Origin of the sequence: Pseudomonas sp. NBRC 111130, assembly GCF_001320485.1 — a bacterium.
GTDB classification, from domain to species: domain Bacteria; phylum Pseudomonadota; class Gammaproteobacteria; order Pseudomonadales; family Pseudomonadaceae; genus Aquipseudomonas; species Aquipseudomonas vlassakiae.
The window spans coordinates 36,746-54,140 of record NZ_BCBG01000005.1; the positions used below are offsets into that span (position 1 = coordinate 36,746).

The window sequence follows — 17,395 nt, forward strand, 5'->3', positions numbered from 1 at the left end:
TCCCATGCGTGCAATCACTCCCGAAGACGCCCAGGCGCACCCCATCAGCCTGACACTGAACGGGCAGGCCCGCTCGCTGCAGGTCCTGCCATGGACGACGCTGCTGGATCTGCTGCGTGAACAGCTGGACCTGACCGGCACCAAGAAAGGCTGTGATCACGGCCAGTGCGGCGCTTGCACCGTGTTGCGTGACGGCCGGCGGGTGAATGCCTGCCTGACTCTGGCGGTCATGTGCGACGGCGCCGAATTGGTCACCATCGAAGGTCTTGCCACTGGCGACCAGTTGCACCCCATGCAACGCGCGTTCATCACCCATGACGCTTTCCAGTGCGGCTATTGCACCCCCGGGCAGATCTGCTCGGCTGTCGGCCTGGCCCGCGAAGGGCGGGCTGACAACCGCGAAGCCATACGCGAGCAGATGAGCGGCAACCTGTGCCGTTGCGGCGCCTACAGCAACATTGTCGCGGCCGTTGAAGAAGCCCTGCCGCTGATGCAGGAGGCAGGCAAATGAACCCCTTCAGCTACCACAAACCTGCCTCCGTCAACGAAGCCATCCACCTCGCCAGCCTGTCGTCCCGGTTCATTGCCGGCGGCACCAACCTGGTCGACCTGATGAAGGAAAACGTCATACGGCCTGAGCGCCTGATCGACATCTCGGGCCTGCCGCTCAGGGAAATCGAAGCCACTGCAAACGGTGGCTTGCGCATCGGCGCACTGGTCAGCAATGCCGAACTGGCCTGGGACCCACGGGTCGAGCAAGGCTATCCACTGCTGTCCCAGGCCATCCTGGCAGGCGCCTCGCCGCAGTTGCGAAACATGGCGACCACCGGTGGCAACCTGCTGCAACGCACACGCTGCGCTTACTTCTACGACACCGGCACGCCGTGCAACAAACGCGAGCCCGGCAGCGGCTGCCCGGCGCGCAGCGGGCTGAACCGGATGCACGCGATCCTCGGTGCCAGCGCCGCCTGTGTCGCCACCCATCCCTCTGACATGTGCGTCGCCCTGGCCGCCTTGGACGCGGTGGTACATGTGCAGGGTACGGGCGGTGAGCGCCAGATCACCTTCGCCCAGTTCCACCGCCTGCCGGGGAACGCACCCGAGCGCGACAATCACCTGAGCGATGATGAACTGGTCGTCGCCATCGAGCTGCCCCCGCCACACTTCGCGGCGCATTGCAGCTACCTGAAGATCCGCGACCGGGCATCGTATGCCTTTGCCCTGGTATCGGTCGCGGCGGGCCTGAGTATCAAGGGCGGCCTTATTGAGCAGGCCCGCCTGGCGCTCGGCGGTGTAGCGCACAAGCCTTGGCGCGAAGCCACCGCTGAACAGGCATTGCTGGGCCAGGCGCCTTCCGAGGCACTGTTCACGCAAGCCGCCCACCTCTTGCTGCAAGGTGCCAGGCCGCTGAACCACAACGGTTTCAAGGTCCCCCTCGCACACCGGGCCATCGTCCGTGCGCTGAGTGAAGCCGCCTTTGGCAAAACCTACCCAGGAGCCACCCCATGAATGGCATTACCCCCGTTGTCGGCCAGCCCATAGACCGTGTCGATGGCCTGGCAAAGGTCACCGGGCAGGCTCGCTATGCCGGCGAATACCCCGACACCGGCCTGCTGCATGGCAGCGTCGTCTGCAGCACCATCGCCCGTGGCCGGGTGCTTCGCATCGACAGCAGCGAGGCGCTCAAGGTACCCGGCGTCATCGCCGTGCTGGACCATGCCCACCGTCCTCGGGTTTCCAGTTACGACGATGACTACAGCGACGCAGACTCGGCCGAAGGCGCGCCCTTTCGCCCATTGTTCAATGACCGCGTGCTGTACAGCGGGCAGCCGCTGGCACTGGTGGTGGCGGAAAACCTCGAGCTGGCCCGCTACGCAGGCTCGCTGATCAGCATCGAGTACAGCCAGGAGGCGCACCAGACCGACTTGCTGGCCGTCCTTGATCACAGCCACCCGGCCCCGGCCGAGACGCCCGCGCCGCGTGGCGACTTCGCCGGGCAGTTCGCCCATGCGCCGGTCAAGGTCGATGCGACCTACCAGACCGCCAACGAGCATCACAACCCCATGGAACCGCATGCCTCGACGGTCCTCTACAAACCCGGCGATCAGCTCGAGATACACGACAAGACCCAAGGTACGCAGAACTGCCGGGACTACCTGCACAAGGTGTTCGGGTTGCCCAAGGACAACGTCCGGGTGCTGGCCGCGTATGTCGGTGGGGCGTTCGGCTCAGGGTTGCGTCCGCAGTACCAGTTACCGCTTGCGGTCATGGCCGCACTGCAACTGAAACGGTCGGTCAGGGTCACCCTCACCCGCCAACAGATGTTCACCTTTGGCTACCGGCCTCGCACGCTGCAGCGCCTGCGCCTGGGGGCCGATACCGACGGCCGGTTGCTGGCGGTTGCCCATGACGCGACTGGCCAGACGTCTCGCTTCGAGGACTTCACCGAGCACCTGGTGGAATGGAGCGGCATGCTGTACCGCTGCGATAACGTTGCCCTGAGCTATCGCCTGACCCCGCTCGACGTGTACACCCCCCTGGACATGCGTGCGCCCGGTGCAGGCTCCGGTGTCCTTGCCCTGGAATGCGCGATGGATGAACTGGCCTGTGCGCTCGACATCGACCCGGTGCAATTGCGGCGGGTCAACTTCGCCGACCATAACGGCAACGAAGGCAAACCGTACTCCAGCAAGGCATTGCTGGCCTGCTATGACCAAGGCGCCAGGCGCTTCGGCTGGAGCAGTCGTACTGCCGTACCACGTAGTATGCGAGAAGGCCGGCAACTGATCGGTTGGGGTATGGCGGGCGGCGTGTGGGAAGCCATGCAGATGAAGGCCAGCGCCAAGGCGCGGCTGGACGCACAAGGCCACCTGACGGTCAGCAGCGCGACCACCGATATCGGTACCGGCACCTACACGGTCATGACCCAGATCGCCGCCGACGCGGTGGGCCTGCCGGTCGCGGACGTGACCTTCGTGCTGGGCGACTCCTCACTGCCCACCGCGCCCTTGCAGGGCGGCTCGTTCACCGTCTCGTCCGTCGGTGCGGCAGTCCTGCAAGCCTGCCAGGTCCTGCGCAGCAAGGTGCTGGAGCACGCACGCATGGCCTACCCTGCACTGGCCAGCCTACCCGTGGAGGACGTCCGCTTCGCCGATGGCCACCTGCATTTCGGCAACCAGCGCATCGCGCTTGCGGACATTGCCGCCACTGCGGAAAAAGGCTGTTTCGAGATACAGATCGATGCAGAACCGAGCACCAAGCGTGACGCGTTTTCCACCGCAACGCACTCGGCAGTGTTCGTTGAAGTCCAGGTAGATGAGGCGCTGGGCACGATCAAGGTCAGGCGCGTGGTCAGTGCCATCGCGGCCGGGCGTGTGGTCAACCCGAAAACCGCTCGCAGCCAGATCCTGGGCGGTGTCGTGTGGGGGCTTGGCATGGCCCTGCAGGAACAGAGCCAGACTGACCACGCGCTGGGCCGGATACTCAACCACAACCTGGCCGAGTATCACATTCCGGTCAACGCCGACGTCGCCGATGTCGAGGTGATATTTGTCGATGAGCAGGACGACATCGTCAACGAGCTGGGTTCCAAAGGCGTGGGTGAAATCGGCGTGGTCGGGGTGGCGGCGGCAGTCGCCAATGCGGTCTACCACGCCACGGGCAAGCGCATCAGGGCGTTTCCGATCACCCTGGACACGCTGCTGTGAGCTATCGCTTGCGCCCACCCACCTCGATCCACACCGGCGCGTGGTCACTGGCCTTGGCTTCGTTACGCACCCAGGCGTCGACCCCGGCCCGTTTCAGGTAAGGCGCAAGGTCCGGGTTGAGCAGCAGGTGGTCGATGCGCAGCCCGGCGTTGCGTGCCCAGTGATTACGGAAGTAATCCCAGAAGGTGTACACGCGCTCGTCCGGGTGCAGGTGGCGGATGGCATCGACCCAGCCTTGGTCCAGCAACTGCTGATAGCACGCGCGGGACTCGGGCTGCAGCAGCGCATCCTTCAGCCACGAGCGGGGGTTGTAGATGTCCAGGTCGGTCGGCACCACATTGAAATCACCGGCCAGCAGCGTCGGGTGGCCGCTTGCGTACAGCCCTTTGGCATGCTTGATCAGGCATTCGAACCAGCGCAGCTTGTAGTCGAACTTCGGCCCCGGCTGCGGGTTGCCGTTGGGCAGGTACAGGCAGGCCACCAGCACGCCATGCACCGCTGCCTCCAGATAGCGGCTCTGGCTGTCATCCTCCATGCCAGGCAAGCCGCGGCGGACCTCCAGCGGTTCGCTGCCACGGGCCAGGATCGCCACGCCGTTCCAGGACGGCTGCCCCTGGTAAAGGCAGCCGTACCCTGCTGCCTCCAGCTCCTGACGAGGGAACTGCACGTCAGGCGCCTTGAGTTCCTGCAGGCAGGCGATATCTGGCTGCTCCCGTTCCAGCCAGGCCAGCAGCGCCGGCAAGCGGCTGCGGATGCCGTTGATGTTGAAGGTGGCAATCTTCAGCGCTTTCATGCGTCCGGGTCGCTCACGTGGGCCTGCACGGCATCTGCCAAGGCATGGACATGGGCGTCATCAGCCAGCGCTTTGAGTGCCAGCCAGTCATCCCAGTCGATGGCACCATCGTCGCGCAAGGCCTCCGCTGTGCGAACCAGTTCATGATAGTAGGCATCCGGCGACTCGCGGCGGTAGCTGATGTCATCGTACTGGGCGTACCAGGCCTCAAGCTCGGGGATGCTGCGTTCGATGCTCATGGGTGACACTCCTCGCTGTGCCCTTTGCATGTATGAGCCCTGCACCCTGGCAACGTTCAACCGCAACGTGGTCGGCGGCCTCTTCGTCGACCTGCGCCATGCTCAGGCGTGAGGTCTCGTGCAGCATCAGCGGGAATCGTGCTCGACCCACCCATGGCTGCGGTTGAGCAGCGGGTGGTGCAGCAAAGCGGCGAGGAAAGTGTGGCTACGCCAAGGTGGCGAAGCTGCCTTGGCGCGTCAGGTTTCGGCGGCACACCACCCTGAGTGCCCGCCGCAGGCGTCTTCATCTGGCGCGCTCAGCAGGCCGTTACGGCAGGCACAGGCGTAATCCGCTTCAGCCCGCGTAGGAAAATTTAGCGTCAGCCTGAGCTTGTCGCGCGTGTCGTAAAGGTCGTAGCCCCTGCCCAAGGACGTGGGGAAGCCCGCCCCTCTCGGTAGGTATTCCTTTTCCAGCGGTAGCGCGGGTACCACAACGAAGCGCGTCTGCATGACCATCCCTCTTCTCGGCAGCTCTTTAGTATTAGTCGCATTATGTGAATGCATCAAGGCAGCTCATGCTTGAATTTCGCCCCACTTTGGCGCCCGCAACGCCCCAAAACCACACATCCCGCCTACCGCTGCACCTGCCCGGCAACCTGCCCTGACTGGCCGTAGGCCCGTCTGCAACGGCCGTCGAACGGGAATCTGACCACCTGGCCATGTTTTTGCTTTGCAAGCTGCTCACCTCCACCACGTCGAGCAGCCCATGTCCGAAACCCCTGCGCACCTGCGCCTCGAGCTACGTGCCATCAGCAAGCGCTACCCGGGTACGCTGGCCAACGACCGCGTCGACCTGCGCATCGCCGCCGGTGAGATCCATGCCCTGCTGGGCGAGAACGGCGCGGGCAAGAGCACCCTGATGAAGATCATCTACGGGGTCACCCGGCCGGACGCCGGCCAGCTGTGGTGGGAAGGTCGGCCTGTGCAAGTGGATGAGCCGGGCCAGGCCCGCAGGCTGGGAATCGGCATGGTGTTCCAGCATTTTTCGCTGTTCGAGACCCTGACCGTGGCGCAGAACATCGCCTTGGCACTGGGCCGCGAGGCGGGCTCGCCGAAGCAGCTGGCGCCGCGCATCCGTGAGGTCTCGCAGCGTTATGGCATGGCGCTGGAGCCGGAGCGCCTGGTGCACAGCCTGTCGATCGGCGAGCGCCAGCGGGTGGAGATCGTGCGCTGCCTGATGCAGGACATCAAATTGCTGATCCTCGATGAACCGACCTCGGTGCTGACGCCCCAGGAAGTCGAGCAACTGTTCGTCACCCTGCGTACGCTGGCCAGCGAAGGCTGCAGCATCCTGTTCATCAGCCACAAGCTCAATGAAGTGCGTGCCCTTTGCCACAGCGCCACCGTGCTGCGTGCGGGCCGGGTTGCCGGCGCCTGCGTACCTGCCGACTGCAGCGACCTGCAGCTGGCGCGGCTGATGGTCGGCGATGCCGAAGGGCTCGAAGCCAGCTACCCGAAGCGCGCCGGTGGCCTGCCACGCCTGCGGGTAGACGACCTCAGCTGGCGCAACCAGGACCCGTTCGGCACCTCGTTCGAGCACCTGCGCCTGGAAGTACGCAGCGGTGAAATCGTCGGTATCGCCGGAGTTGCCGGCAACGGCCAGGAGGAATTGCTGGCCTTGCTCAGCGGCGAAACCCGCCTGAACGCCAGCGAGCGTGAACGCATCAGTCTCGACAACCAGCCCATGGCCAACCTGCATCCGGATGCCCGTCGCGCCCTGGGCCTGGCTTTCGTCCCGGCCGAGCGCCTGGGCCACGGCGCGGTGCCGGACATGAGCCTGGCCGACAATGCCCTGCTTACCGCCTTCCAGCAGGGCCTGGTCGAACGTGGCCTGGTCCGCTCGAGCAAAGTGCAGGCGCTGGCCGAGCAGATCATCCAGCGCTTCGCAGTCAAGGCGCCGGATGCGCAGGCAACGGCACGCAGCCTGTCTGGCGGCAACCTGCAGAAGTTCATCCTTGGCCGGGAAATCCTGCAGAACCCCAGGCTGCTAGTCGCCGCCCACCCGACCTGGGGCGTCGACGTCGGGGCCGCCGCAGCGATCCACCGCGCCCTGATCGCCCTGCGCGATGCCGGCGCGGCGATCCTGGTGATTTCCGAAGACCTCGATGAACTGTTGCAGATCAGCGACCGCATCGGCGCCCTGTGCAGCGGGCGCCTGTCGCCGCTCAAGGCCACTGCTGACACCCACAGCGTGGAGGTCGGCAGCTGGATGGCCGGCCAGTTCGATACCGCGCACACCGCCACCTGAGGAGAACCCGCCATGTTGCTATCCCTCGAACCCCGTAGCCAGCAGTCGCGGGCCATGCTGGTGCTGTCACCGCTGCTGGCCGGGCTGCTGACGCTTGTCAGCGGGGCGATCCTGTTCAGCGCCCTGGGCCATGACCCGCTGCTGACCCTGCACACGTTGCTGATCGAACCGGTCAGCGACCTCTATGGCCTCAGCGAGCTGCTGCTCAAGGCCCTGCCGATTCTACTCTGTGCCCTGGGCCTGGCGGTGGCCTACCAGGCGCGCATCTGGAACATCGGCGCCGAAGGCCAATTGCTGATCGGTGCCCTGGCCGGCAGTGCCATGGCGATTCAGCTCATCGACTGGGAAAGCCGCTGGGCCCTGCTCTGGGTGCTGCTGGCCGGCACCCTCGCTGGCGCATTGTGGGGCGCACTGGCGGCGTGGCTGCGCACGCACTTCAATGCCAACGAGATCCTCACCACCATCATGCTCAACTACATCGCCCTGAACCTGCTGTTGTACTTCGTGCATGGCCCGCTCAAGGACCCGCAAGGCTTCAGCTTCCCGCAGTCGGCGATGTTCGGCGATGCCAGCCGCCTGCCGGCGCTGCTGGACGATGGCCGCCTGCATGTGGGCCTGTACTTCGTGCTGCTGGCGCTGGTGGCGGCGTGGGTGCTGCTGCACAAGAGCTTCCTGGGCTTCCAGATCAAGGTGCTCGGCCTCGACCAGCGGGCCGCCGGTTTCGTCGGCTTTCGCGAACAGCGCCTGGTGTGGCTGGCGTTGTTGATCAGCGGTGGCCTGGCGGGCCTGGCCGGGGTCAGTGAAGTCAGCGGGCCGATCGGCCAACTGGTGCCGCAGGTGTCGCCGGGCTACGGCTATGCGGCGATCACCGTGGCCTTTCTTGGGCGGCTCAACCCGTTCGGCATCCTGGTGGCCGGCCTGCTGATGGCCCTGCTCTACCTGGGCGGCGAGAACGCGCAGATGACCCTCAACCTGCCCCAGGCGCTGACCGGGCTGTTCCAGGGAATGATGCTGTTCTACCTGCTCGCCTGCGACGTGCTGATCCTCTACCGGCCGCGGCTGACGCTGAAGTGGCGGCGGCGTACGCCGATGGCCGAAACGGCCAGTGCCTGACCTTCTTTGACCTGAGGCTTCGACTATGGATCTCGATCTGCTTGGCAACATTCTCTACGCCATGGTGCGTTGCGGTACCCCGCTGCTGCTGGTGGCCCTGGGCGAACTGGTGTGCGAGAAGAGCGGCGTGCTCAACCTCGGCCAGGAAGGCATGATGCTGTTCGGCGCGGTGGTGGGCTTCATCGCAGCCTTTGCCAGCGGCAGCCTGTGGCTTGGCGTGCTGCTGGCGTGCCTGGCCGGCATGTTGCTAGCCTCGCTGTTCGCCCTGCTGGCCTTGGGCTGCCAGGCCAACCAGGTGGCGACCGGCCTGGCCCTGACCATCTTCGGTGTCGGTCTGTCGGCGTCCATCGGCAGCGCCTGGGTCGGCAAGCCGCTGAGCGGCTTCGAACCGCTGGCGATTCCGCTGCTGGCCGACCTGCCGATCATCGGCCACATGCTGTTCAACCAGGACGTGCTGGTCTACCTGTCCTTCGCCCTCTTCGCCCTGGTCGCCTGGGTGCTGTTGCAAAGCCGTACCGGCCTGATTCTCCAGGCCGTCGGGGAGAACCCCGATGCCGCCAGCGCCATGGGCCTGCCGGTGCTGCGCGTGCGCACCCTGGCGGTGCTGTTCGGCGGCGCCATGGCGGGCCTTGCCGGCGCCTATCTGTCCTTGGCCTACACCCCGATGTGGGCCGAAAACATGACCGCCGGCCGTGGCTGGATCGCCCTGGCGCTGGTGGTGTTCGCCAGCTGGCGGGTGCAGCGCGTGCTGCTCGGCGCCTACCTGTTCGGCCTGGCCAGCATCCTGCACCTGGTGGCCCAGGGCGTCGGTGTGAGCGTCCCGGCCAACCTGCTGGCGATGCTGCCCTATGTGGCAACGATCCTGGTGCTGGTGGTGCTCTCGCGCGATGCGATCAAGACCCGCTTGTATGCACCGGTTTCACTCGGCCAGCCCTGGCAAGCGGGACGCTGACGACGCGCCGATAAACCCGGAAAAAACACAAGACCCACAGGAGTGAACCCTCGATGCATCAGAAGAAAAGCAATACGCTGCTACGCACCCTGGCCGCCGCGCTCGGCCTCAGCACGGCGCTCTCTGCCGCCGCTGCCGACCCGCTGAAAGTCGGCTTCGTCTACATCGGCCCGATCGGCGACCACGGCTGGACCTACCAGCACGAACAGGGCCGCCAGGCGTTGATCAAGCAGTTCGGCGACAAGGTCGACACCCGCTTCGTCGAGAACGTACCGGAAGGCGCCGACGCCGAGCGGGTCATCCGCAACATGGCCAAGGGCGGCTACGACCTCGTCTTCGCCACCTCGTTCGGCTACATGAACCCGATTGCCAAGGTCGCCAGACAATTCCCCAAGGTCACCTTCGAGCACGCCACCGGCTACAAGCAGGACAAGAACCTCGGCACCTACCTGGCAACCTCCTACGAAGGCCGTTACGTCGGCGGTTACCTTGCCGCGAAGATGACCAAGAGCAAGAAGATCGGCTACGTCGCCTCCTTCCCGATCCCGGAAGTGCTGCGTGACATCAACGCCATCCAGCTGGCGCTGGACAAATACAACCCCGGCACCGAGATCAAGGTGGTGTGGGTCAACTCCTGGTTCGACCCGGGCAAGGAAGCCGATGCGGCCAACGCCCTGATCGACCAGGGCGTCGACGTGCTGTTCCAGCACACCGACAGCCCGGCGCCAATCCAGACCGCCGAGCGCCGTGGCATCTACGCGGTGGGCTACGCCTCGGACATGGCCCACTTCGGGCCCAAGGCCGTGCTGACCTCGATCGTCAACAACTGGGGCCCGCATTACATCAAGAGCACCCAGGCGGTCATGGATGGCAGCTGGAAGCCGCAGGACTACTGGGGTGGCCTGGCTGACGGCACCGTCGAACTGCCGATCAGCGAGCTGGTGCCGGCCGACGTGAAAAGCGGCGCCGAGCAGATCATCGCCAGCATCAAGGATGGCGCGTTCCACCCGTTCACCGGGCCGATTTACGACCAGAGCGGTGCGCTGAAGATCGCCGAAGGCGCCGTGGCCAGCAATGCCGAACTGGCGGGCATGAATTACTACGTCAAGGGCATCACTGCGCAACTACCCAAGTAAGGCCCTGTTGGCATAACGCGGCCCCATGTGGGAGCGGGTTCACCCGCGAAGCAGGCAACGTAGTGGATGGCACGGGCTGCGCCCGTGTTCGCGGGCAAGCCCGCTCCCACAGGAATCGCGCCAGCTTTTAACATCTGAGCAAGACAGTTGCTCCTACAGGGTCGCGCCAGCGCTTGAAAGTCATTTCGTCCTGGTGACCTCACATAACTTCCGTATTCCGGAGCCCTGATGAACACACTGCCCATCATCGACATCGCCCCGCTGTACCAGCACGACGCCGCCGCCCGCCTGGCGGTGGCCCGGCAGATCGACGCCGCTTGCCGCCAATGGGGCTTCTACTACATCAAAGGGCACCCGATCCCGGCGGCGCGCATCGCGGCACTGAAGGCCGCCGCCGAAGATTTCTTTGCCCGCCCGATCGAGGAAAAGCTGCGCATCGACATCACCCGCAGCACGCACCACCGCGGTTATGGCGCCATCGCCACCGAGCAGCTCGACCCGAGCCGGCCGAGTGACCTCAAGGAAACCTTCGACATGGGTTTGCACATGAGCGCCGAACACCCTGAGGTATTGGCGGGCAAACCGCTGCGCGGCCCCAACCGCCACCCGGCCATCCCCGGTTGGGAAGCGCTGCTGCAACAGCATTACCAGGACATGCACGCCCTCTCCCTGACCCTGCTGCGGGCCATGGCCGAGGCGCTGGGCATCGAAGAGGACTTTTTCGACCAACGCTTTGCCGAGCCGATCAGCGTGTTCCGCATGATCCACTACCCGCCACGCCAGACCGCCAGTAGCGCCGACCAGCAAGGCGCCGGAGCACATACCGACTACGGCTGCGTGACCTTGCTGTACCAGGACGACGCCGGCGGCCTGCAGGTGCAGAACGTGAACGGCGAATGGATCGACGCCCCGCCCATCGAAGGCACCTATGTCGTGAACATCGGCGACATGATGGCGCGCTGGAGCAACGACCGTTACACCTCCACACCGCACCGGGTGATCAGCCCGCTGGGCGTGGACCGCTACTCGATGCCGTTCTTCGCCGAACCGCACCCGGACACCGAGATCAGCTGCCTGCCCAACTGCTCCAGCGCGGACAACCCGGCCAGGTACCCGGCAGTGTCGTGCAGCGCCTACATGCTGTCGCGCTTTGCCGAAACCTATGCCTATCGCCGCGAAGCGGTGGTTTGAACGCAAGGCCGTTGCAGAGGGTTGTAACGGCCTCACATCTCGACCTGAGTACCCAGTTCGATCACCCGGTTCAGCGGCAGCTGGAAGTACTTGAGGTTGCTGTTGGCGTTGCGCAGCAAGAAGGCGAACAGGTGCTCGCGCCAGCGGGCCATGCCCTTCTGCTTGCCGGCGATGACCGTCTCGCGGCTGAGGAAGTAGGTAGTGCGCATCGGGCCGAACGCCAGGTCCGGGTACGGGCAACGGCTCAAGGCCAGCGGCACGTTTGGCTCTTCCATGAAACCGAAGTGCAGGCTCACCCGGTAGAAGCCATCGCCGAAGGCCTCGACTGCAAAGCGCTTGCCGGCAGTGACCCGCGGCTCGTCCTCGAACACCACGGTCAGCAGCACCACCTGCTCATGCAGCACCTGGTTGTGCAGCAGGTTGTGCAGCAGCGCGTGGGGCACGGCTTCAGGCCGGGCGGACAGGAACACCGCCGTGCCATTCACCCGGTATGGCGGTTGCGCCTGCAGGCTGGCAATGAACAGCTCCAGCGGCAACGCGCTCTCGTCCAGACGCTCGACGATGATCGTGCGCCCGCGCTTCCAGGTGGTCATCAGCATGAACAGCGCGACCCCGGCAACCACCGGGAAAGCACCGCCCTGGAAGATCTTCGGGGCGTTGGCAGCGAAGTACAGGCTGTCCACCAGCAAAAACGCCAGCAACATCGGCACTGCCAGCCAGCGGGATGCCTTCCACAGCAACAGCACCACCGCCGAAGCCAGCAAGGTGGTGATCAGCATTGTGCCGGTCACCGCCACACCATAGGCCGCCGCCAGTGCTCCGGACGACTCGAAGCCGACCACCAGCAGCACCACGCCGACCATCAGCGCCCAGTTGACCATACCGATGTAGATCTGCCCCTGCTCCTCACTGGAGGTGTGCTGGATGAACATGCGCGGCACATAGCCCAGCTGGATGGCCTGGCGGGTCAGGGAGAATGCGCCGGATATCACCGCCTGGGAGGCGATGATGGTCGCCAGCGTGGCCAGCCCGACCATGGGCAGCAGGGCCCAGTCCGGCGCCAGCAGGTAGAACGGGTTGCGCACCGCCTCCGGGTTGCCGAGGATCAACGCACCCTGGCCGAAGTAGTTCAGCACCAGCCCCGGCAGCACCAGCAGGAACCAGGCGCGGGCAATCGGCTTGCGGCCGAAATGCCCCATGTCGGCGTACAGCGCTTCGGCGCCGGTCAGCGCCAGCACCACGGCACCGAGAATGGCCACGCCCATGCCTGGGTGGTAGACGAAGAACTTCACCGCCCAGGCCGGGTTGAGCGCCTGCAGGACCTCCGGGCGCTGCACGATGCCGTGCACGCCCAACGCACCGATCGCCACGAACCACAGCACCATGATCGGCCCGAACAGAATGCCGATGCGCGCGGTGCCGTGCTTCTGGATCAGGAACAGCGCCACCAGCAACAGGACTGCCAGTGGCACGACCCAATGCTCGATGCCGTCGAAGGCCAGTTGCAGCCCCTCGACGGCTGACAGCACCGAAACCGCCGGGGTGATCATGCTGTCGCCGTAGAACAGCGCAGCGCCGAACAGGCCGAGCAGCACCAGCATCCTGCTCAGCCGCTTGTAGGGCGCCGCCGCCCGGTGTGCCAGCGCGGTCAGGGCCATGATGCCGCCCTCGCCCTGGTTATCGGCGCGCAGGATGAACAGCACGTACTTGAACGACACCACCCACAGCAACGACCAGAACACCAATGACAGGACGCCGAGAACACCGGCGGTATTGGCCTGGACGCCGTAGTGCCCGGCGAAGACTTCCTTGAGGGTGTACAGCGGGCTGGTGCCGATGTCGCCATAGACCACGCCGACGGCAGCGACGAGCATGCCGATGGCAGCGGGCTTGCGGGAATGGGGAGGGTTTGCTGCGACGGCGGACTGGCTCACGAAAGGGCTTCTCTGGACTGGCGGGTAGAAGTGCATGCCATCCTTGAGCATCGCGCGACAAGTATCCCTTCAGTCCATTGGGAGAGTCGTAAAAAGAGCGTAAAAAATCAGGGGGGTCGCCTTGAGAGGTGCAGCGCCTGTGAGACCGAGCGCCGCCCGCGCGGCGCATCGCGGGCAAGCCCGCTCCCACATCTGTTTCGGGCCAATCTCTCCTGTGCCGCCAACAGGATCCGCCTTGGTGCTTGACTGAAGACTGATGAAAAGCAGTTGAGTCCACCTCAATATGAAAGGGAACAAACAAGGCGGTCCCTGTTGGCTTCACAGGAGTAACTGTCCCGAAACAGATGTGGGAGCGGCGGTGCGGCGATCCGACTTGCCCGCGATGCGCCGCGCGGGCGGCGCTCGGTCTCACAGGCGCTGCAAATCTCCCGGCAGGCACTTGGCGGCCTCCACACAATCCCAAGACAAGCAGACCCCACAGCCCTGCCCGCCATGCCCCCTTCCAAAATGTGCTGTATGGTTGTCGCAAACGAGTAACTCCGGAGACCTTCATGTTCCGTGCCTTTGAACGCTGGCTCGACCCCTTCCCCCCCGACGAGGTGCCGCCACCCCCGGTCGGCCTGCTGCGCTTCCTGTGCGCCTGCACCCGCGGCGCACGTGGCTATATCCTGGCGCTGGCACTGTTCAGTGCCGGGGTCTCGATCTACGAAGCCTGGCTGTTCTCCTTCCTCGGCCAGGTGGTGGACTTGCTCTCCAACTGGCAGGCTGGCGGTGAAGTGAGCCCGGAAGAAAGCCGTGTGCTGTGGGGCGTCGGCCTGCTGCTGATCGCCAGCATCGTGCTGGTGGCCTTGCGCACATTGATGCAGCACCAGGTGCTGGCGATCAACCTGCCGCTGCGCCTGCGCTGGGACTTCCACCGGCTGATGCTGCGCCAGAGCCTGTCGTTCTTCTCCGACGAATTTTCCGGGCGGGTCACCACCAAGGTGATGCAGACCGCGCTGGCAGTGCGTGAAGTGCTGTTTACCCTGATCGAGATCGTGCCGGGCATCGGTGTGTACTTCATCGCCATCATCGCCCTGGCCGGTGGCTTTGCCGCCAAGCTGATGCTGCCGTTCATTGCCTGGCTGGTGCTGTTCGGCCTGGCCATGCTGTATTTCGTGCCGCGCCTGGGCAAGGTCGGCCAGGAACAGGCCCATGCGCGCTCGTCGATGACCGGGCGGGTGTCCGACGCCTACACCAACATCACCACCGTGAAGCTGTTTTCCCACTCCAAGCGCGAGGCGCACTTCGCCCGGGCGGCGATGGAAGACTTCAAGCAGACCGGCTTCCGCCAGATGCGCCTGGTCAGCCAGTTCGAGATCGTCAACCAGGCGCTGGTGGTCGGGCTGATCTTCGGCGCGGGCGGCTACGCCCTGTGGCTGTGGCACCAGGGCCAGGTCGGTACCGGTGCGGTGGCCGCGATCACGGCCATGGCCCTGCGCGTCAACGGCATGTCGCACTGGATCATGTGGCAAATGACCTCGCTGTTCGAAAACATCGGCACCGTGCAGGACGGCATGGCCACTCTCACCCGTGGGCCCAAGGTGCAGGACGTGCCGAATGCCACCGTGCTGGAAACCCGGGGCGGCGCGGTGACCTTCGACAACGTGCGCTTCAACTACAACGGCGAACGCCAGGTGCTCGATGGCCTGAGCCTGAGCATCCGCGCTGGCGAAAAAGTCGGCCTGGTGGGCCGCTCCGGCGCGGGCAAGTCGACGCTGATCAACCTGCTGCTGCGCTTCTATGATGTGGACAGCGGCGAGATCCGCATCGACGGGCAGAACATCGCCCACGTCACCCAGGACAGCCTGCGCAGCGCCATTGGCATGGTCACCCAGGACACCTCGCTGCTGCACCGTTCGATCCGCGACAACATCGCCTACGGCCGCCCGGACGCCACCGAGGCGCAGATCCAGCGCGCCGCCATCAACGCCCAGGCCGATGGCTTCATCCGCCAGCTCAGCGACCGCGACGGCCACAGTGGTTACGACACCCTGGTCGGTGAGCGCGGTATCAAGCTTTCAGGCGGCCAGCGGCAACGCATCGCCATTGCCCGGGTGATGCTCAAGAACGCGCCGATCCTGCTGCTGGACGAAGCCACCAGCGCCCTGGACTCGGAAGTCGAGGTGGCGATTCAGGAAAGCCTCGACGAGATGATGCAGGGCAAGACCGTGATCGCCATCGCCCACCGGCTGTCCACCATTGCCGCCATGGACCGGCTGATTGTCATGGATGAAGGGCGCATCATCGAGCAAGGTACGCACAGTGAATTGCTGGCGAATAACGGTACCTATGCGCGACTGTGGCAGCACCAGAGCGGGGGTTTCCTGGGGGAGGATCAGGGGGTAGCCGAGGCGCTGGAATAGCCACGTACTGTCCTACCTGAAGGCTGCTGCAAACCCTGTGGGAGCGGCTTCAGCCGCGAACACCGGCGCAGCCGGTGCCATCCACCGCGGTGGCTGCTTCGCGGCTGAAGCCGCTCCCACAGGGAAACCTGCCGAATCCACTCGCTAGCCCGGCTTGCTGTATCAGCTCTGGATACGCTGGAGCTACAAACCGGCGCACTGTTCAACGAAACGTCTCGACATTGAGCACAGCGCGAGCGCTCTACCCGGCGCGTCCCATCGATCACGTTGATGAATACTATCGAGCGGCTCGCCTGTCGACGTCCCACTGCCGACTTTTATAATCGCCTCCAATTTTCCCTCCCCCCTTCGCCTGCAACAGGCGACCTCACCTTGGAATCAGGAACATGCCAAGCGTCAGTCAGGCCTCTCACGGCCGTCCCGAACATGATCAACAAAGCGTCAAACAGCAGTGGCTGGCGATTCTTTCGGTCGCCGTGGGCGCCTTCGCCCTGGTCACCAGCGAGTTTCTGCCGGTGGGCGTGCTCAACGATGTGGCCAGCGACCTGGGCATCAGCGCCGGCCACGCCGGGCTGATGGTGACCCTGCCCGGCATCATGGCGGCCCTGGCCGCGCCGCTGCTGTCGGTCGGCATTGGCGCCATGGACCGGCGCTACTTGCTGATTGGCCTGACGCTGATCATGATCATCGCCAACTCGGTGGTGGCCTACGCCAGCGACTTCAGCCTGCTGCTGTTCGGTCGCGTACTGCTGGGCATCAGCATCGGTGGCTTCTGGGCCACCGCCATTGCCCTCAGCGGCCGCCTGGCGCCCAAGGGGGTGAGCGTGGCCCGCGCCACTTCGATCATCATGGCCGGTGTAACCCTGGCCACCGTGCTGGGGGTCCCCGTGGGCACCTGGCTGAGCGGCCTGATGGGCTGGCGCATGACCTTCCTGGCCACCGCGCTGCTTGGCGTGCCGGTACTGTTGGCGCAGCTGTTGCTGCTGCCGCGGCTCAACCCGGACAAGGCCATCCGCATCAGTGACCTGCCGGCGCTGTTCATCAATCCGCAAGCCCGGGTCGGTTTGATCGCCGTGCTGCTGATCGGCCTGGCGCACTTTGCCGCGTACACCTATGTTGCACCGTTCTTCAAGCAGAGTTCCGGCTTCGATGGCTCGACCATCGGTTCCCTGCTGCTGCTCTACGGCGCGGCCGGTGTGATCGGCAACCTGTTCGCCGGCTACGCTGCCAACCAGAGCGTGCGCCACACGCTGTTGCTGGTGGCGGTGATGATTGGCGTCAGCACCGCGCTGTTCCCCTACTTCGCCACCGGCCTCACCGGCGCGGCGATGCTGATCGCCCTCTGGGGCTTCGCCTTTGGGGCGTTCCCTGCCTGCGCCAGCATCTGGATGTTTGTCGTGGCGCCCAAAGACGTCGAGCGCGGCATGCCGCTGTTCGTGGCCATGTTCCAGGTCATCATCGCCCTTGGCTCGTTCTTCGGTGGGCGCATCGTCGACCAGCTGGGCAGCTCGGTGCTGCTGAGCCTGGCCACGGCACTGGTGGGCTGCGGGTTCGTCACGGTATGGGTGCTGGGGCGCAAGGTCAGTAACAGCCTGGCGGCGCAGGCTGGTTGAGGAGATGAGCGATCGCGATCGGTCG

The 17,395-nt window shown here is 65.1% G+C and carries 14 protein-coding genes; 10 read left to right on the plus strand and 4 right to left on the minus strand.

What is annotated here, in order from left to right; all coding sequences use genetic code 11:
- The first annotated feature begins 4 nt into the window (after window positions 1–4).
- The 3 genes from APH33_RS03465 to APH33_RS03475 are packed head-to-tail and all read left to right on the plus strand — an operon-like array spanning window position 5 to window position 3,707.
- Window positions 5–511, plus strand: coding sequence for a (2Fe-2S)-binding protein (locus APH33_RS03465; protein ID WP_054883803.1), 507 nt, complete (start codon window positions 5–7; stop codon window positions 509–511).
- On the plus strand, window positions 508–1,509 hold the full coding sequence (locus tag APH33_RS03470) for a xanthine dehydrogenase family protein subunit M (protein WP_054883804.1): 1,002 nt from the start codon (window positions 508–510) through the stop codon (window positions 1,507–1,509). Before APH33_RS03465 ends, APH33_RS03470 begins: the two co-directional genes overlap by 4 nt.
- On the plus strand, window positions 1,506–3,707 hold the full coding sequence (locus tag APH33_RS03475; protein WP_054883805.1) for a xanthine dehydrogenase family protein molybdopterin-binding subunit: 2,202 nt from the start codon (window positions 1,506–1,508) through the stop codon (window positions 3,705–3,707). Before APH33_RS03470 ends, APH33_RS03475 begins: the two co-directional genes overlap by 4 nt.
- A gap of 1 nt (window position 3,708) precedes the next feature.
- Here the strand turns inward: APH33_RS03475 and xth are convergent, their stop codons facing one another.
- The 3 genes from xth to APH33_RS27600 all read right to left on the minus strand — a co-directional run bounded on the left by xth (window position 3,709) and on the right by APH33_RS27600 (window position 5,234).
- On the minus strand, window positions 3,709–4,500 hold the full coding sequence (gene xth, locus APH33_RS03480) for an exodeoxyribonuclease III (protein ID WP_054883806.1): 792 nt from the start codon (window positions 4,498–4,500) through the stop codon (window positions 3,709–3,711).
- Window positions 4,497–4,739 (minus strand): hypothetical protein, encoded by a 243-nt coding sequence (locus APH33_RS03485; RefSeq protein WP_054883807.1) that lies wholly within the window; start codon window positions 4,737–4,739, stop codon window positions 4,497–4,499. The genes xth and APH33_RS03485 overlap by 4 nt, the downstream gene beginning before the upstream one ends.
- Before the next feature lie 237 nt (window positions 4,740–4,976).
- Window positions 4,977–5,234: a hypothetical protein gene (locus tag APH33_RS27600; protein WP_054883808.1), complete on the minus strand. Its 258-nt coding sequence runs from the start codon at window positions 5,232–5,234 to the stop codon at window positions 4,977–4,979.
- A gap of 250 nt (window positions 5,235–5,484) precedes the next feature.
- On the opposite strand from APH33_RS27600, the gene APH33_RS03495 reads away from it, so the two are divergent.
- From APH33_RS03495 to APH33_RS03515, 5 genes are all read left to right on the plus strand, one after another.
- Complete coding sequence (locus APH33_RS03495) at window positions 5,485–7,026, plus strand: ABC transporter ATP-binding protein (RefSeq protein WP_054883809.1); 1,542 nt, start codon at window positions 5,485–5,487, stop codon at window positions 7,024–7,026.
- Between the two features lie 12 nt (window positions 7,027–7,038).
- Entirely contained in the window at window positions 7,039–8,139 is a 1,101-nt protein-coding gene (locus tag APH33_RS03500) for an ABC transporter permease (protein WP_054883810.1), read from the plus strand.
- A gap of 25 nt (window positions 8,140–8,164) precedes the next feature.
- The gene (locus APH33_RS03505; protein WP_054883811.1) at window positions 8,165–9,091 is read left to right on the plus strand and encodes an ABC transporter permease; all 927 of its coding nucleotides are present in this window, start codon (window positions 8,165–8,167) and stop codon (window positions 9,089–9,091) included.
- 53 nt (window positions 9,092–9,144) lie between these two features.
- Window positions 9,145–10,227: a BMP family ABC transporter substrate-binding protein gene (locus tag APH33_RS03510; RefSeq protein ID WP_054883812.1), complete on the plus strand. Its 1,083-nt coding sequence runs from the start codon at window positions 9,145–9,147 to the stop codon at window positions 10,225–10,227.
- Between the two features lie 228 nt (window positions 10,228–10,455).
- Complete coding sequence (locus APH33_RS03515; RefSeq protein ID WP_054883813.1) at window positions 10,456–11,418, plus strand: 2-oxoglutarate and iron-dependent oxygenase domain-containing protein; 963 nt, start codon at window positions 10,456–10,458, stop codon at window positions 11,416–11,418.
- 32 nt (window positions 11,419–11,450) lie between these two features.
- Here APH33_RS03515 and APH33_RS03520 read toward each other — a convergent pair whose 3' ends face one another.
- Window positions 11,451–13,292 carry a potassium transporter Kup gene (locus APH33_RS03520; protein ID WP_082433423.1) on the minus strand — a complete coding sequence of 614 codons (1,842 nt, stop codon included), beginning with the start codon at window positions 13,290–13,292 and terminating at the stop codon, window positions 11,451–11,453.
- 611 nt (window positions 13,293–13,903) lie between these two features.
- On the opposite strand from APH33_RS03520, the gene APH33_RS03525 reads away from it, so the two are divergent.
- Together APH33_RS03525 and APH33_RS03530 are read left to right on the plus strand one after the other, a co-directional pair.
- Window positions 13,904–15,757, plus strand: coding sequence for an ABC transporter ATP-binding protein (locus APH33_RS03525; RefSeq protein ID WP_054883814.1), 1,854 nt, complete (start codon window positions 13,904–13,906; stop codon window positions 15,755–15,757).
- Window positions 15,758–16,143: 386 nt separating this feature from the next.
- On the plus strand, window positions 16,144–17,370 hold the full coding sequence (locus APH33_RS03530) for an MFS transporter (RefSeq protein ID WP_054883815.1): 1,227 nt from the start codon (window positions 16,144–16,146) through the stop codon (window positions 17,368–17,370).
- The last annotated feature ends 25 nt before the right edge of the window (window positions 17,371–17,395 follow it).

Coding starts and splice junctions, on each gene's coding strand:
- APH33_RS03475 (WP_054883805.1), top strand. CDS start 1,506: ATGAATGGCATTACCCCCGTTGTCGGCCAGCCCATAGACCGTGTCGAT.
- APH33_RS03520 (WP_082433423.1), bottom strand. CDS start 13,292: ATGCTCGTCGCTGCCGTCGGCGTGGTCTATGGCGACATCGGCACCAGC.
- APH33_RS03500 (WP_054883810.1), top strand. CDS start 7,039: ATGTTGCTATCCCTCGAACCCCGTAGCCAGCAGTCGCGGGCCATGCTG.
- APH33_RS03505 (WP_054883811.1), top strand. CDS start 8,165: ATGGATCTCGATCTGCTTGGCAACATTCTCTACGCCATGGTGCGTTGC.
- APH33_RS03510 (WP_054883812.1), top strand. CDS start 9,145: ATGCATCAGAAGAAAAGCAATACGCTGCTACGCACCCTGGCCGCCGCG.
- APH33_RS27600 (WP_054883808.1), bottom strand. CDS start 5,234: ATGGTCATGCAGACGCGCTTCGTTGTGGTACCCGCGCTACCGCTGGAA.
- APH33_RS03495 (WP_054883809.1), top strand. CDS start 5,485: ATGTCCGAAACCCCTGCGCACCTGCGCCTCGAGCTACGTGCCATCAGC.
- APH33_RS03470 (WP_054883804.1), top strand. CDS start 508: ATGAACCCCTTCAGCTACCACAAACCTGCCTCCGTCAACGAAGCCATC.
- APH33_RS03530 (WP_054883815.1), top strand. CDS start 16,144: ATGCCAAGCGTCAGTCAGGCCTCTCACGGCCGTCCCGAACATGATCAA.
- APH33_RS03515 (WP_054883813.1), top strand. CDS start 10,456: ATGAACACACTGCCCATCATCGACATCGCCCCGCTGTACCAGCACGAC.
- APH33_RS03525 (WP_054883814.1), top strand. CDS start 13,904: ATGTTCCGTGCCTTTGAACGCTGGCTCGACCCCTTCCCCCCCGACGAG.
- xth (WP_054883806.1), bottom strand. CDS start 4,500: ATGAAAGCGCTGAAGATTGCCACCTTCAACATCAACGGCATCCGCAGC.
- APH33_RS03485 (WP_054883807.1), bottom strand. CDS start 4,739: ATGAGCATCGAACGCAGCATCCCCGAGCTTGAGGCCTGGTACGCCCAG.
- APH33_RS03465 (WP_054883803.1), top strand. CDS start 5: ATGCGTGCAATCACTCCCGAAGACGCCCAGGCGCACCCCATCAGCCTG.